Source organism: Nonomuraea monospora (assembly GCF_039531895.1).
GTDB classification, from domain to species: Bacteria; Actinomycetota; Actinomycetes; order Streptosporangiales; family Streptosporangiaceae; genus Nonomuraea; species Nonomuraea monospora.
The window spans coordinates 64622-79363 of sequence record NZ_BAAAQX010000037.1 but is presented as its reverse complement, the minus strand read 5'-3'; the positions used below and the strand labels follow the sequence as shown (position 1 = coordinate 79363).

At 71.5% G+C, this 14742-nt stretch carries 11 protein-coding genes; 7 read left to right on the top strand and 4 right to left on the bottom strand.

Features of this window, described 5'->3' with window-relative positions:
* Positions 1–5: 5 nt before the first annotated feature.
* The 7 genes from ABD331_RS46850 (at position 6) to ABD331_RS46820 (ending at position 9869) form a co-directional block, all read left to right on the top strand.
* Positions 6–1454 (top strand): aldehyde dehydrogenase family protein, encoded by a 1449-nt coding sequence (locus tag ABD331_RS46850; protein ID WP_344490709.1) that lies wholly within the window; start codon positions 6–8, stop codon positions 1452–1454.
* Complete coding sequence (locus ABD331_RS46845; RefSeq protein ID WP_344490706.1) at positions 1451–3166, top strand: thiamine pyrophosphate-binding protein; 1716 nt, start codon at positions 1451–1453, stop codon at positions 3164–3166. The genes ABD331_RS46850 and ABD331_RS46845 overlap by 4 nt, the downstream gene beginning before the upstream one ends.
* A gap of 110 nt (positions 3167–3276) precedes the next feature.
* Positions 3277–4419, top strand: coding sequence for an ABC transporter substrate-binding protein (locus ABD331_RS46840; RefSeq protein ID WP_344490703.1), 1143 nt, complete (start codon positions 3277–3279; stop codon positions 4417–4419).
* Between the two features lies 1 nt (position 4420).
* A complete protein-coding gene (locus ABD331_RS46835; protein ID WP_148440942.1) occupies positions 4421–5290 on the top strand; it encodes a branched-chain amino acid ABC transporter permease in 870 nt (289 codons plus the stop codon).
* Complete coding sequence (locus tag ABD331_RS46830) at positions 5287–7092, top strand: branched-chain amino acid ABC transporter ATP-binding protein/permease (RefSeq protein ID WP_344490699.1); 1806 nt, start codon at positions 5287–5289, stop codon at positions 7090–7092. Before ABD331_RS46835 ends, ABD331_RS46830 begins: the two co-directional genes overlap by 4 nt.
* Positions 7089–7790: an ABC transporter ATP-binding protein gene (locus ABD331_RS46825; RefSeq protein WP_344490697.1), complete on the top strand. Its 702-nt coding sequence runs from the start codon at positions 7089–7091 to the stop codon at positions 7788–7790. Before ABD331_RS46830 ends, ABD331_RS46825 begins: the two co-directional genes overlap by 4 nt.
* Before the next feature lie 12 nt (positions 7791–7802).
* Entirely contained in the window at positions 7803–9869 is a 2067-nt protein-coding gene (locus ABD331_RS46820; RefSeq protein ID WP_344490694.1) for an outer membrane protein assembly factor BamB family protein, read from the top strand.
* On the opposite strand, the gene ABD331_RS46815 is transcribed toward ABD331_RS46820, so the two are convergent.
* From ABD331_RS46815 to ABD331_RS46800, 4 genes are all read right to left on the bottom strand, one after another.
* Positions 9859–10632 (bottom strand): N-acyl homoserine lactonase family protein, encoded by a 774-nt coding sequence (locus ABD331_RS46815; RefSeq protein WP_344490691.1) that lies wholly within the window; start codon positions 10630–10632, stop codon positions 9859–9861. The genes ABD331_RS46820 and ABD331_RS46815 overlap by 11 nt on opposite strands.
* The gene (locus tag ABD331_RS46810) at positions 10629–11930 is read right to left on the bottom strand and encodes an MFS transporter (protein ID WP_344490843.1); all 1302 of its coding nucleotides are present in this window, start codon (positions 11928–11930) and stop codon (positions 10629–10631) included. Before ABD331_RS46810 ends, ABD331_RS46815 begins: the two co-directional genes overlap by 4 nt.
* A gap of 96 nt (positions 11931–12026) precedes the next feature.
* Positions 12027–13763 carry a bifunctional sugar phosphate isomerase/epimerase/4-hydroxyphenylpyruvate dioxygenase family protein gene (locus tag ABD331_RS46805; RefSeq protein WP_344490688.1) on the bottom strand — a complete coding sequence of 579 codons (1737 nt, stop codon included), beginning with the start codon at positions 13761–13763 and terminating at the stop codon, positions 12027–12029.
* A 12-nt stretch (positions 13764–13775) separates the two neighbouring features.
* Positions 13776–14621: a shikimate dehydrogenase gene (locus ABD331_RS46800; RefSeq protein WP_344490685.1), complete on the bottom strand. Its 846-nt coding sequence runs from the start codon at positions 14619–14621 to the stop codon at positions 13776–13778.
* Positions 14622–14742 lie beyond the last annotated feature (121 nt).

The following is a 14742-nucleotide window of genomic DNA, read 5'->3' as shown; positions in this document are numbered from 1 at the left end:
TCATCATGAACACCATCCACGAAGCCGGTTGCTTGGTCGCCGGGCAGTGGCTGACCGAAGGCCCGCATGCCGAACGCATCGGCCCCTACCTCCGCGAGCCCGTCAGCAGGGCCCGCACCGCACGACCCGAGGACGTCACCGCGGCTCTGGACCACGCCCGGCGCTCCGCCAGGCGGGTCGCCCGGCTGGCGCCCGCCACCAGGGCCGACATTCTGGAGCGGGCCGCCGCCGCGGTCACCGCGCAGGGCGACAGGCTGGCCCGGCTGCTGGCGCTGGAGCTGGGCAAGCCGCTCAAGGACGGGCGCGGCGAGGTGCTGCGGGTCGCCGACACGCTGTCCGTCGCCGCCGCCGAGGCGCGCATGATCGGCGGCGAGGTGCTGCCGGTGGCGGGCTGGGGCCGGGGCGTCGGCAACACCGCGATCACCCAGCGCGCCCCGGCCGGCCCGGTGCTGGCGATCACGCCGTTCAACGCGCCCGCCAACCTCCTCGCCCACAAGCTCGCCGCCTCCTTCGCGGCGGGCAACACCACGATCGTCAAGCCGCCGCCGCAGGCGCCCGCCGTCTCCACCGCCCTGGTGGAGCTGCTGCTGGAGGCCGGAATGCCGGTGGAGGCCGTGCAGGTCCTGCACGGGGGCGGCGACGTGGGCGCGCGGCTGTGCGCCGCGCCGGAGATCGCCGTCGTCAGCTTCACCGGCGGCGTCGCGGCCGGTCACGCCGTCGCCCACGCCGCCGGGCCGAAGCGGGTGATGCTGGAGCTCGGCGGCAACGCCGCCACCATCGTCTGCGAGGACGCCGGCATCGCCGGGGCCGCGCTGGCGTGCGCGCGCACCGGCTACAGCAACTCCGGGCAGAGCTGCATCTCGGTGCAGCGCGTCTACGTGCACCGCAGCCGCTTCGAGGAGTTCGCCGAGGAGCTGACCGCGCAGGTGAAGGGCCTGGTCGTGGGCGACCCGCTCGACCCGGGCACCGACGTGGGCTCCATGGTGGACGACGACGCGGCCGAGCGGGTGGTCCGCTGGACGGCCGAGGCCGCCGCCCAGGGCGCCCGGGTGACGGCCGGCGGCAGCCGCGACGGCTCGGTGATGGCGCCGACCGTGGTGGTCGCCCCGCCCGCCGAGGCGAAGGTGGTGCGCGAGGAGGTGTTCGGAGCGCTGGTGGCCGTGCTCCCCTACGACGGCTTCGACGAGGTGATCGAGGAGTGCAACCGCAGCTCGTACGGGCTGCAGGCCGGGCTGTTCACCCACGACGTGCGCCGCATCGTGACCGCCTGGCGGGAGCTGGAGGTCGGCGGCCTGATCGTGAACGGCTCGTCCAACTTCCGGCTCGACCACGTGCCGTTCGGCGGGGTGAAGGACTCCGGCATCGGCCGCGAGTCGCCGCGCTGGATGATCGAGGACTTCACCGTGACCAAGACCCTCATGCTCAAGGGCCTGACCATCTGGGGAGACGAGTGACCACCACAGCCGCCCACGCCCTCGTCGCGCAGCTCGAGGCGCTCGGCGTCGAGTACGTCTTCGGCACCTGCGGCCACACCAACATCGCCGTCCTGGACGCGCTGGCCGACAGCTCCGTCCGGTTCGTCATCACCCGCCACGAGCAGGCCGCCGCGCACGCCGCCGACGGCTACGCCCGCGCCTCAGGCAAGCCGGGCGTGCTGCTCGTGCACGTCGGGCCCGGCCTGACCAACGCCGCGACCGGCGTCATGACGGCCGCGCTGGACTCGGTGCCGCTGGTGGTGATCTCCGGCGACATCCCGTCGTACTATCACGGCCGGCATCCGCACCAGGAGATCAACCTGCACGCCGACGCCGACCAGGCGAGCGTGTTCCGGCCGTTCGTCAAGCGGGCCTGGAACGTGCACAGGGCGCAGGACCTGGGCCGCTTCGTCGAGCGCGCCTTCTTCACGGCCACCTCGGGCCGTCCCGGCGCGGTGCTGGTCAACGTGCCGATGGACGTCTTCTCCCGGCCCGCCGCGCCGTACCCGCCGATCAGCCACGCGGCGCTGCCCGGCCTGCCGGAGGACACCGCGAAGCTGATCGCCGCGAGGCTGGCCGATGCCGAGCGCCCGCTGATCTACGTGGGCGGCGGCCTGCGCGAGGATCCGGGGCCGCTGATCCGGCTGGCCGAGCACCTCGACATCCCGATCGCGCACTCGCTGATGGCCAAGGGCACGGTGCCCGACGCGCACCCGCTGGTCATCGGGATGCCGGGCTTCTGGGGGCTGGAGCTCACCAACGCCTGCGCCCGCGAGGCGGACGTGGTGCTGGCGCTGGCCACCCGCTTCGCCGAGACCGACGCCAGCTCCTGGGATCCCCGCTTCACCTGGGACTTCTCGGGCAGCACGCTGATCCAGATCGACATCGACCCGGCCGAGATCGGCCGCAACTACCCGGCGGACATCGGCGCCGTCGCCGACGTGCGGCTCGCGGTGGAGGCGATCGCCGACGCCGCCGCCTCGCACCCCGGCCGCTCCCGGCACGAGCTGCGCAAGCAGATCCTGGAGGCGCGGACGGAGCTGTTCGCGGCCAGCCGGGAGCGGGGCCGCAGCGCGGACTTCCCGCTGCGTCCCGAGCGGATCCTCGCGGACCTGCGGGACACGCTGCCGCCGGACACGATCCTGGTCACCGACGTGGGCTGGAACAAGAACGGCGTCGCCCAGTGCTACGAGCTGCCCGCCGGGGGCCGCTTCGTCACCCCCGGCGGGGCGTCCACGATGGGGTTCGGGCCGGCCGCCGCCGTCGGCGTGCAGCTCGCGCAGCCCGGCAGGACGGTGGTGGCGCTCATCGGCGACGGCGGGATGAGCGCGCAGTTGCCCGCCCTGCCGCTGGCGGTCGAGCAGGGCGCCCCCGTGGTGTTCGTGGTGATGAACAACCGGGCCCACGGCACGATCTCCGACCTGCAGTCGGCGCACTTCGGCCGCAGCCACGGCTGCGACTTCACCGACCCGGCGGGGCAGCCGTACAGCCCGGACTTCGCCGCGCTCGCCAGGGCGTGCGGCGCGGACGGCCACACCGTCGCCGCGCCCGGCGACCTGGGCGCGGCGCTGCGCGAGGCGGTCGCGAACCGGCGGCCCGCCGTGATCGACGTGCCGATGGTGAACGAACCGGTGCCGACGCCGGGCCACTGGAACATCAAGGACATCTATCAGGGTCTGTTCACCGACTGATCTGTCCGGGAAACCGTTGCACGTTCGAGATTCCCTCAGCGTTTCCCGTCGCTTATAACGAACGTACTAGTCCGTGAATTAACTCTCACCCACCCCCCTAGAGGTGAACCGTGCGTTTCACGAGATTCTCCATCGCAGCCGCGGCCCTGATAGCGCTCGCCGCCTGCGCCCCGCCCGGCCAGCAGGCCGAGTCGGGGGCCACCGCCACCGGCCCCATCAAGATCGCCAACGCCAACGCGCAGAGCGGCCAGCTCAGCTCGCTCGGCCAGTGGGAGCACAAGGGCGTCAAGCTCGCCATCGACGAGGCCAACAAGGCCGGCGGCATCAACGGCCGGCAGATCAAGCTCGACCTGTTCGACAGCCAGGGCGACCCCACCGTCGGCACCAACGTGGCCAGGAAGATCTCCGCCGAGGGCTACATCGCGATGCTCGGCACCGCCGAGAGCGCGGTCACCCTCGCCATGGCGCCCATCCTCAAGGACGCCAAGATCCCCAACATCACCTCGGGCCAGTCGCCCAAGCTCGCCGAGCTGGGCAGCCCGTTCCTCTTCCTCAACGCGCCCACCAGCGTCACCTTCGACGAGACGCTCGCCAAGTACCTGGTGGACGACAAGGGCTACAAGAAAATCGCCCTGATCAGCAACAACGGCGCCTACGGCTCAGGCGAGCACGACGCGTTCCTCAACTCGCTCAAGACCAGGAGCGTCACCCCGTCCGCCGACGAGGTCGTCACCCCCGACCAGAAGGACTTCAACGCCAACCTCGCCAAGATTCGCGAGCAGAACCCCGAGGTGCTGTTCATCGGCGCCGAGGAGGTCCAGTCGGGGCTGATCGCCAAGCAGGCCCGCGAGCTCGGCATCAAGGCGATCTTCGCCGGCGGCGCCCCCGTCGGCACCGACGTCTACGCCGGCACCGCCGGGCTGGAGAACGCCGAGGGCACCATCGTCAGCTCCCCCTACCTGAGCAACGACGCCACCCCCGAGATCAAGGCGTTCGCCGAGAAGTACAAGGCCGCCTACAACGAGGACGCCCGCATGCACGTGGCCAAGGCCTACGACGGCGCGTCCATCCTCATCGAGGCGCTCAAGCAGACCAACGGCGAGGGCGGCCAGAAGCTCGCCGACGCCATCCGCGGCGTCAAGCGCGCCGGGCTGCTGGGGAACTACAACTACGACGCCAACGGCGTCGGCATCCACGAAACGAAGATCGGCCTGGTCAAGGACGGCAAGGTCGTGCCCGAGGCCGCGAGCTGACGTGCAGGTCTTCCTTCAGACCCTGATCGGCGGGGTCACGTTCGGGGCGGTGTACGCGCTGGTGGCGATGGGCTTCTCGATCGTCTACCGGACGATGGGCCTGGTCAACTTCGCCCACGGCAGCGTCGTCATGATCGGCGCGTACGCCGCCTCCACCTTCTACCTGGCCACCCAGCTCCCGTTCGCGGTCGCGATCGTCGTCGCCATCGCGGTCACGGGCCTGATCGGCCTGGTCATCGAGCGTTTCCTGCGCCCGCTGGAGAACAAGGACTTCACGCTGATGCTGATCGGCACGATCGGCTTCGGCGCGGTGCTGGAGGCGGGCGCGGTCCTCATCTGGGGCGCGACCGGGCACGCCGTGCCGTCCCCGGTCGCGACGGGACCGCTCGACGTGGCCGGGATCCGCATCCCCACCTACAGCCTGCTGGTGATCGCGGTGGCCGCCGCCGCGACCGGCCTGCTGGCCCTGTTCCTGCAGCGCACCAAGCGGGGCGCGGCCATGCAGGCGGTCGCCATGGACCACCAGGCCGCCACCGCGGTCGGCATCCACGTCGGCCGCAGCAACGCGATGGCCTTCGCCATCGGCGCCGGCCTCGCCGCGCTGGCGGGCAGCCTGATCGGGCCCATGCTGTACGTGAACCCGACCATGGGCGGCACCCTCGGCATCAAGGGCTTCGCCGCGGCCATGCTCGGCGGCTTCGGCAGCATGCCCGGCGCGATCGTCGGCGGCCTGGCCTTCGGCCTGCTCGACGCGTTCGCCGCGGGCAACTTCCAGGAGTACTCCGAGCTGGTCACGTTCCTGGTCTTCGCCGTCATCGTGATGATCCGCCCCACCGGCATCTTCGGAGAGGCAACGGTGAACCGAGCATGAGACGAGTGGCGCTCATCGCCATCGCCGCCGTCGCGGCCTGGCTGCTGCCCTACGGCCTGGGCGGTTACGCGATCCACGTCGCCGACGTCGCGATCATCTTCGCGATCCTGGCCATCGGCCTCGGCCTGACCATGGGCGTGGCCGGGCAGATCAACCTGGCCCAGGTCGCGTTCTTCGGCGTCGGCGCGTACGCGGTGGCCATCCTGACCACGCAGGCGGGCCTCGGCTTCTGGACCGCCGCCGTGCTGGCCATCCTCACCGCCGTGGTGTTCGGCGTGCTGACCGGCATCCCGGCGCTGCGCATGCAGTCGCACTACCTGGGCATCGTCACGCTCGGGCTGGCGCTGGCGTTCACGAACTGGGTCACCAACTCCACGGTCGCGGGGCGAGCCGAGGGCATCAGCGACATCCCGGTGCCGCCGATGTTCGGCGTCGACCTGTCCAGCGGCTACCTCTTCTACTACGTGGAGCTGGTGGTCTTCGCGATCGCGCTGGCCTTCGCGCTGTTCGTCACGCACTCGCCGCTCGGCCGCCGCCTGCGCGCCATGCGGGACGACGACCTGGCGGCGGGCGCGCTCGGCGCGGAGATCCCGCTGCTGCGGATGACGGCGTTCGTGCTGTCCGGCCTGTACGGCGGCCTGGCCGGCGTGCTGTACGCCGGGCTGATCCGCTTCGTCGCGCCCGAGACGTTCAACATCGCCAACATGTTCCTGCTGCTCGCCATGGTGATCATCGGCGGGCGGAGCAGCATCCTGGGCTGCGTCGTCGGCGCGGTCGCGCTGTCGCTGGTCAGGGAGGCGCTGCTGGACGCCTCCGGCTACGCGCAGCTCGGCTACGGCCTGGTGGTCGTGCTGGTCGTGGTGTTCGCGCCGAAGGGGCTGGCGGGCCTGCCCGGCCAGATCCGCGCCCTGCTGCGCAGGCGGACCGGCGGCGCGCGGGCCCAGCTCGGCGCGTTCCTGCCCTACGAGCCCGCGCCCGCCGCCGCAGGGGAGGTGGCGCTGGACGTCAGGGAGGTGACCAAGCGGTTCAAGGGCCTGGTGGCGCTGGACAAGGTGTCGCTCACCGTGCCCACGGGCCAGATCCGCGGCGTCGTGGGGCCGAACGGCTCCGGCAAGACGACGCTGTTCAACGTGGTCAGCGGCTTCTACGACCCGACCGAGGGGTCGGTGGAGCTGGCCGGGCGCGGGGCGACGGGGCTGGCGCCGTACCGGCTGTCGCTGCGCGGGGTGGCCCGCACGTTCCAGAACCTGCGCCTGTTCGAGGACCTCAGCGTGCGGGAGAACCTGCTGCTGGGGCTGGACCGCACCCGCACCACCTGGATCTGGCGGTACGCGGTCCTGCCGTGGAAGGTGCTCGGCTACGAGCGCACGCTGCACCGGCGCACCGCGGAGCTGATCGAGCGTTTCGGGCTGAGCGAGGTCGCCGACGCCGAGCCGCGCTCGCTGCCATACGGCATCCAGCGGCGCATCGAGCTGGCCCGCGCGATGGCCATGTCGCCGAGCCTGCTGCTGCTCGACGAGCCCGCCGCCGGGCTGAACGGCGAGGAGGTGCGCCAGCTCGCCGACATCGTCCGCTCCATCAGGGACTCCGGCGTCACCGTGATCATCATCGAGCACAACATGGGGCTGGTCATGTCGCTGTGCGACCAGGTCACGGTGCTGTCCAGCGGCAGGGTGATCGCCGACGGCCCGCCGGCCGAGGTCGCCGTGCACCCGGACGTCGTGGCCGCCTACCTCGGCGACTCGATGGCCGCGCCAACAGAGGAGACCGCGGAAGCCGCCGTCGAGGAGGCCACCAGATGAGCACACTCACCGTCGAAGGGCTGTCCGTGCACTACGGCGGCGTGCGCGCCGCCCACGACGTGTCCTTCACCGTCGAGCCCGGCCAGTCGCTCGGCATCATCGGCGCGAACGGCGCGGGCAAGACCTCCACCCTCAAGGCCGTCATGGGCCTGGCCCCCCGCCAGGCCACCGCCATCCGCTTCGGCGAGCACGACCTGCTGCGCGCCCCCGCGCACACCCTGGTGCGGCACGGCATCGGCTACGTCCCCGAGGGCAGGCACGTCTTCCCCGGGCTGACGGTGGAGAAGAACCTGCTGCTCGGCGCGTACACCAGCAGTTGGAAGCGCACCCCGATCGACGAGGTGTACGAGCTGTTCCCGGTGCTGGGCGAGATGCGCGGCCGGCTGGCCGGCGCGCTGTCCGGCGGGCAGCAGCAGATGCTGGCGGTCGGGCGGGCGATGATGTGCCGGCCCAAGGTGATGTTGCTGGACGAGCCGTCGATGGGGCTGTCGCCCAAGCTCGTCGGCGACATCGCCGCCGCGCTGAAGAAGCTCAACGCCGACGGCCTGGCCATCCTGCTCGTCGAGCAGAACGCCAAGCTCACCTTCGACGTCACCACCACCTGCCTGGTCATGGAGAACGGCGAGATCGCCGCCAGCGGCACCTCGGCGGAGCTGAGCGACGACCCTCAGGTCCGGCGCATCTACCTGGGTTTGTGAGAGAGGAAGGTCATGGTCCGTCGCAGAGAGTTACTCGCGGGCGCCGTCGCGGCCGTCGCGCTCGCCGGAGCGGGAGCGAGCCCCGCCGTCGCCGCCACCGGGCGCGCCGACCGGAACTTCCCGAAGGTCGGCGGGAACCTGGCGAACCAGAACCACACCGCGCTGCGGGCCGTGCACCGCGGCAACGTGCGGCGGCTGCGGGCGGCGTGGACGAACCACATCGAGGGCGGGCTGATGGCGGGCAACAGCCAGAGCACCGCCGTGGCCGTGGACGGCGTCCTGTTCATCGAGTCGGCCCTGGGCAACGTCGTCGCCGTGGACGGCCGTACCGGGGCGACGATCTGGAAGTACGAGCAGACGCGCGGCGCGGTCACCCGGCGCGGGGTGGCGGTCGGCGCGGGCAAGGTCTTCACCTGCGCCAACGACAACTGGCTGATCGCCCTCGACCAGCGCACCGGCCAGGTCGTCTGGGAGCGGCAGCACAACGGGTACGGCAACCTGGAGAAGGTCGCCGTCACCTACCACGACGGCATGCTGTACTGCGGCACCAACGACGGCCCGCGCGGCGCGGCGCTCGCCTTCGACGCCGCGACGGGCGACCTGGTGTGGCACTTCTGGGGCACGGCCGCGCCCGGCGAGGTCGGCGGCGGCACCTGGGAGGGCGACTCCTGGCAGGTCGGCGGCGCGACCCCGTGGATGCACTGCGCGATCGACGCGGAGCTGGGGCTGGTCTACTGGACGTTCGGCAACGCCAGGGGCAGCAAGTCCTCGCAGGACGGCTCCGAGCGCGGCGGCCAGAACCTGTTCGCCAACTCGATCGTCGCCATGGACCTGAAGACGGGCGCCTACCGGTGGCACTTCCAGTCCATCCACCACGACATCTGGGACATGGACAACGTCATGGCCCCGGTGCTGTTGGACGCCCGCATCCGCGGCAGGACCCGCAAGCTGGTCGTGTACGGCAGCAAGACCGGCATGTACTACATCCTCGACCGGTCCGACGGCTCGGCCCCGCTGGGCATCGACGAACTGCCCGTGCCGCAGGAGCCGCGGCAGAAGACGTGGCCGACGCAGCCGTTCCCGCGCCAGGGCGGCTGGACCGAGCAGCGGCCCGTCTGGCAGCCGCTCGGCACCGAGGTGCCAGGCCTGCCGCACCGGGCGGTGCCCAACTACCGCATCGGGTCGCTGTACACGCCGCACTGGGACGAGCCGATCCTCACCATCCCCGGCCACGGCGGCGGCGCCGACTGGAACCACCAGTCCTACAGCCACAGCACCCGCCTGGTCTACACCGGGTTCGGCTACGTGGCGGCGGCCCACTCACTGACCGAGTCGTCGAACGGGCTGCGCCCGCCGGGCGAGTACATGACGGGCGGCGTGGTGGCCGTGGCCCCCTCGACGAACCGGGTGCGCTGGAAGCGGAACCTGCCGTACTCGCTGGCGCACGGCAACGGCATCCTCACCACCGCCTCCGACCTGCTGTTCATCGGCCAGCCCGACGGCAACCTGCTCTGCCTGGACGCCCGCGACGGGCGCGAGCTGTGGCGCTGGCAGACCGGGGCCGCGGTCAGCAGCAGCCCCATCTCCTACGAGATCGACGGCGAGCAGTACCTCGCGGTCTACGCCGGCGGCACCGGCATCCCGTACGGGAACTCGGCGCCGCGCGGCGACCACCTGTGGGCGTTCAAGCTCGGCGGCTCCGTGCCGCCCGCCGCCACGCCGCCCCCGCCCGTGGTGCGCCGCCCGGTCTCCGGCCAGCCGGTGGACGGCGCCGTCGTGAACAACACGGTGGTGCTGGCCCGCGTCTACGAGGGCGGGCAGGTCGGCGCGGTGGAGTCCACGGCGGTCAACGCCATGGCCCCCACGCACCTGCGGGTGCCGGTGGGCGCCACGGTCACCTTCGTCAACCCCGCGGACAACGTCAACGTCCACGGGGCCACCCAGTTCTTCGAGGGACTGTTCGACGTCAGGCTGAAGCCGGGCGAGTCGTTCCAGTACACCTTCACCGAGCCGGGCGAGTACTTCTTCAACGACTCCTACAGCCCGCGGCCCACCGGCAAGATCGAGGTCACGGGCTGATCACCGCGACGTCGGGGGTGTGGAGCGGGAACCGTTCGAGCACCAGCGGGTCATGGCCGGCGACCACCAGCCCGGGGTCGTCGGCCAGCTCCCTGATGCGGTCGAAGGCGCCGTACATGCCGGGCATGCTGTGCAGGATCGGGAACGGGCGGTCGCTCTCGAGGTTCTCGTAGAAGTGGCTGGCGTCGGAGGCCAGCACGACGTGGCCGCGGGCGGTGGCGACCCGCACCACCTGCATGCCGGCGGTGTGCCCGCCGACCAGGTGCACGCTGAGGCCGGGCGTCACGAACGCGTCGCCGTCCACCACGAGCGCCCGCCCGTCCTTCCTGGCGGCGGTCAGGTGAGCGAGGTCGTCGTCGTTGAGCAGCCAGCGCTCGCGGGCGATCCGCTCGGCCCACGGGCCGCTCCAGTAGTCCAGCTCGGCCTGCTGGACGACGTAGCGGGCGCGCGGGAAGTCGCGTGCGGTGCCGGTGTGGTCGTAGTGCAGGTGGGTGAGCACCACGTGGCCGGCCGACTCGGCGCTGATGCCCAGCTCGGCCAGGGCCTCGACGGGTGAGCAGCGGTAGTCCAGGCCCGCGACGCGGGCCGCCCGCCCGGGGGCGATCCCGGTGTCGATCACCACCGTGTGCTCGCCGGAGACGGCCGCCCAGACGTAGTAGGACGTCGGGTGGGGGCTGTCCCCGCCGCTCTCGTAGCCGTGGAAGTGCTCGCCGCGCCGGGCGTCGCGCTGGGCGTAGCGGACGGCGTACACGCGGTAGGTCATGCCTTCACCCGCTCGGGGAGCTTGAGTCCGAGCTGCTCGGTCGGCACCTGGTAGGTCTCCCTGCCGGTGGCGACGGCGGCCACGTTGATCAGGCAGACGACCGCGGTGATGACCGAGACGCCGAGCCAGCTCTCCTGGCCCGTGCCGGCGATCGCGGTGGCCACCGTGGGCGCGAACCCGGCGATGGCGAAGCCGATCTGGGTGCCGATCGCCATGCCGGACAGCCGGACCCTGGTGGTGAACATCTCGCCGTAGAAGGACGGCCAGACGGCGCTGGTGGCGCTGTGCACGACCCCGAACATGAGGATGCCGGCCAGGAAGATCAGCACGTAGTTGCTCACGGAGATCGACCACAGGTAGGCGAACATCAGCACCGCGCAGCCGAGCGAGCCGCCGATGAAGACCGGCTTGCGGCCGATGCGGTCCGACAGCCTGCCCCACAGCGGGATCGTGATGACCGCGGCGACGTTGGCCAGCACGCCGACCCAGAGCATCGGGCTGCGTTCCAGGCCCATCGTGTTGACCGCGTACGACAGGGCGTGCACGGTGAAGATCGTGCTGACCGAGGCGATGACCGCGGCGACGACCACGCGCAGCACGTCGCGCCACTGCTCGCGGAAGAGCACCGCGATCGGCATCTTGGCCACGGTGTTGGTGGCGACCTCCTGCTCGAAGGCGGGCGTCTCCTCCAGCGTGCGGCGGATGACGACGCCGACCACGGCCACGATGACGCTCAGCCAGAACGGCACCCGCCAGCCCCAGCTCAGCAACTGCTCCTCGGGGAGCGCGGCGATCGGCAGGAAGATCGCGGTGGCGATGATCTGGCCGGCCTGGGTGCCGTTGAGGGTGAAGCTCGTGTAGTACGCGCGCCGCCCCTCGGGGGCGTGCTCCAGCGTCATCGAGTTGGCGCCCGCCTGCTCGCCCGAGACGGAGAAGCCCTGCAGCAGGCGCAGCACCACGAGCAGGATGGGCGCGAGCACGCCGACCTGGTCGTAGGTGGGCAGGCAGCCGACCAGGAACGTGGAGCCGCCCATCAGCAGCAGCGTGGTGACCAGCACCCGCTTGCGGCCGAACTTGTCACCGATGTGCCCGAGCACGAACGCGCCCACGGGCCTGGCCAGATAGCCGACCCCGAACGTGGCCAGCGCGAGCAGCGTCCCCGTGGCGGGCGAGGAGGACGGGAAGAAAATCTTGTTGAAGACCAGCGCGGCGGCCGTGCCGTAGATGAAGAAGTCGTAATACTCCAAGGCGCTGCCGATCCACGCAGCAACGGCCGCTTTACGCGGTTTGCCCTGCACCGTCACAATTTGCTCCTCACGGTGACGTCGGGGGGTAGTGCGGTGACAGGAAAACTAACTCACCGGTTCGTACATTACAAGGGTGTTGCCGCAGGATTAAGCACCCGCGTGCTGCACGGCGAGCCGGATGGGGGCGTTGCCCGCCCCGTAACCCTGGTACCCGCCGATCCGCTGCACGAGCTCGAAGAACACCCGGCCCGCCGTGACCGTGTACAGGTGCAGGAACTCGCCGCCCCGGCCGTCGCGGTCGTAGAGCACGCCGAGGTGGCGCAGCTCGGGATCGACCTCGTAGCGGGCCTCCAGGTCGTCGTAGTAGTTGTCCGGGATGGGCAGCAGCAGGTCCGGGTGCTCCGCCCGCAGCCTGCGGGCCGTCGCCACCACGTCGTCGCAGGCCAGCGCGATGTGCTGCCACGGGTGGTGGCCTGCGCCGACCTGCGCGATGTTCACCACCATGCGGACCGCGCCGTCGGGGGACGACATGGCCTTGCTGCGCAGCAGGCCGTACGGGTCGGGCAGCTCCAGGCTCTCCTGCGGGCGCAGGCCGAGCACGCCGCGGTAGAACAGGGCGGCCTCGTCGAAGTAGTGCAGCGGCTGGGTGAGCGCCACGTGGTCGATGCGGGTGACGCTGCCCTCGACGGGCGCGCCCTGGCCGAAGTCGGCGAGCCAGGCGGTGTCGCAGAAGAAGATCTCGGTGCCGTCGGGGGCGGCGATCGCGTCGAGCGGGGCGTCCTCGGGGGCGCGCTCGCGGGGCAGCACCGGAGACAGCAGGGATCCGGCGTGCTTGACGGCGCCGCCGGGGTCGGGGCTGTCCAGGCCGATCGCGACCAGCGCCGGGCCGTCATGCGACTCCTGAGCCCGGGAGTTGAGCAGGAGCCGCGCCTCGCCCTGCGACCACAGCTCGACCGGCTTGCTCGCGTGCGCCCCCGTACGGGCGAAGCCGAGCGCGGTCAGCAGCCCGCCGAGGGTGCCGGTGTCGGCCAGCTCGGCGAACGCGAACCCGGCGGGCACGGCCGGATGCCTCACCCCGTCCAGGCTCTGCTCCAGGGCGATCAGCGACCGCATCCCGTCCAGCGCGGTGCGCTCCGCCGACGCCTGACGGAAGACGTCGTTGAACACCTCCAGCGACAGCGGCCCCGCGTACCCGGCCCGCAGCACGCTCGCGGTCAGCCCCGCCAGGTCGAAGTTGCCCTGCCCGGGGAAGCAGCGGTAGTGGCGGCTCCACTGCAGCACGTCCATGGCCAGCAGCGGCGCGTCGGCGAGCTGCAGGAAGAAGATCTTCTCGCCCGGGATGGCCTCGATGCCGATCGGGTCGGAGCCGCGCGACAGGATGTGGAAGCTGTCCAGGCAGGTGCCCAGGTTCGGATGGTCGGCCATCCGGACGACGCGCCAGGCGTGCAGGTACTCGTTGACGTGCCGTCCCCAGGCCAGCGCCTCGTAGGCGATGCGGACGCCGTGCTCGGCGGCCCGCCCGGCCAGCAGCCTGAGCTGCTCGGCGGCCAGCTCGTCGTCGCCGATCGCGTCCGGCGAGACGTTCGAGCAGACCAGCAGCAGGTCGGCGCCGAGCCGTTCCATCACCCTGAACTTGCGCTCGGCCCGCCGCAGGTTGCCCGCGAGCACGTCGGCCGGCACCGCCTCGAAGTCGCGGAAGGGCTGGTAGAGGTCGATGCCGAGGCCCAGGTCGGCGGCTCTGGAGCGGACCTCCTCGGGGGAGAGCGGGCAGGCCAGCAGGTCGTTCTCGAAGATCTCCACACCGTCGAACCCGGCGGCGGCGATGGCTTCCAGCTTCTCGGGGAGAGTGCCGCTCACCGACACGGTGGCGATGGACTTGCGCACGGTTCCTCCTGCTTAGACGGCGATGAGATCGGTCAGGTGGGCGAACATCCGCTCGGCGTCCGGCTCGCGGCCGGTGAACAGCCGGAAGGCGTGCACGGCCTGGAAGACGACCATGCCGCCGCCGTCCAGGGTCCGGCAGCCGATCGCGCGCGCCTGCTTGAGCAGCTCGGTCTCCAGCGGCCGGTAGACGATGTCGGCCACCCACAGGCCCGGGTGCAGCAGCTCGGCGGGCAGCGGCAGGCCAGGATGGTGGGCCATGCCGGTCGGCGTCGCGTGCACCAGCCCCTCGGCCCCGGCCAGCAGCTCGGGCAGCTCGCCGGTGGTCGCGGGGCGGGCCCGTCCCGCGCCGAAGCGGGCGGCCAGCTCCCCGGCGAGCGCGGCGGCCCGCGCCGGGTCCGCGTCCACCAGGGTGATCCGGTCGGCGCCCATCGTGAGCAGCGCGTGCGCCACCGCGGCGCCCGCGCCGCCGGCGCCGAGCTGCACGATCCTGCGGGTGGGCACGTCCGGCAGGCCGCGGGCGAACGACTCGGCGAAGCCCGTCCAGTCGGTGTTGTGGCCGATGGCCCGCTCGCCGTCGAACACCACGGTGTTGACCGCGCCGAGCATGCGGGCGTCCGGGGACAGCTCGTCCAGGTGCGGGATGACGGCCTGCTTGCAGGGGTGGGTGATGTTCAGCCCGTCGTAGCCGAACCTGCGGGCGGTGCGGACCAGCTCGCCCACCTCGCCGCCGACCCGGTCGGTGTCCAGCAGCCGGTAGACGTAGTGCAAGCCGTGGTGCACGGCCTCCTGCTCGTGCAGTGGCGGGCTCCAGGAGGGGCCGATGCCCGAGCCGATCAACCCGACCAGGAATGACTCCATCACTTCTTCCTCTCCAGCAGGGTGCTGCGGTTTTCTTAATGTACGTACTAGTGAGTTAGCTGACTAGACGTGGCTCTTGACTTGGTGGGGACGGGGTTGGAGCCTAGTGGACTATCTAGTC

Coding starts and splice junctions, on each gene's coding strand:
- ABD331_RS46850 (WP_344490709.1), top strand. CDS start 6: ATGAACACCATCCACGAAGCCGGTTGCTTGGTCGCCGGGCAGTGGCTG.
- ABD331_RS46830 (WP_344490699.1), top strand. CDS start 5,287: ATGAGACGAGTGGCGCTCATCGCCATCGCCGCCGTCGCGGCCTGGCTG.
- ABD331_RS46825 (WP_344490697.1), top strand. CDS start 7,089: ATGAGCACACTCACCGTCGAAGGGCTGTCCGTGCACTACGGCGGCGTG.
- ABD331_RS46820 (WP_344490694.1), top strand. CDS start 7,803: ATGGTCCGTCGCAGAGAGTTACTCGCGGGCGCCGTCGCGGCCGTCGCG.
- ABD331_RS46815 (WP_344490691.1), bottom strand. CDS start 10,632: ATGACCTACCGCGTGTACGCCGTCCGCTACGCCCAGCGCGACGCCCGG.
- ABD331_RS46800 (WP_344490685.1), bottom strand. CDS start 14,621: ATGGAGTCATTCCTGGTCGGGTTGATCGGCTCGGGCATCGGCCCCTCC.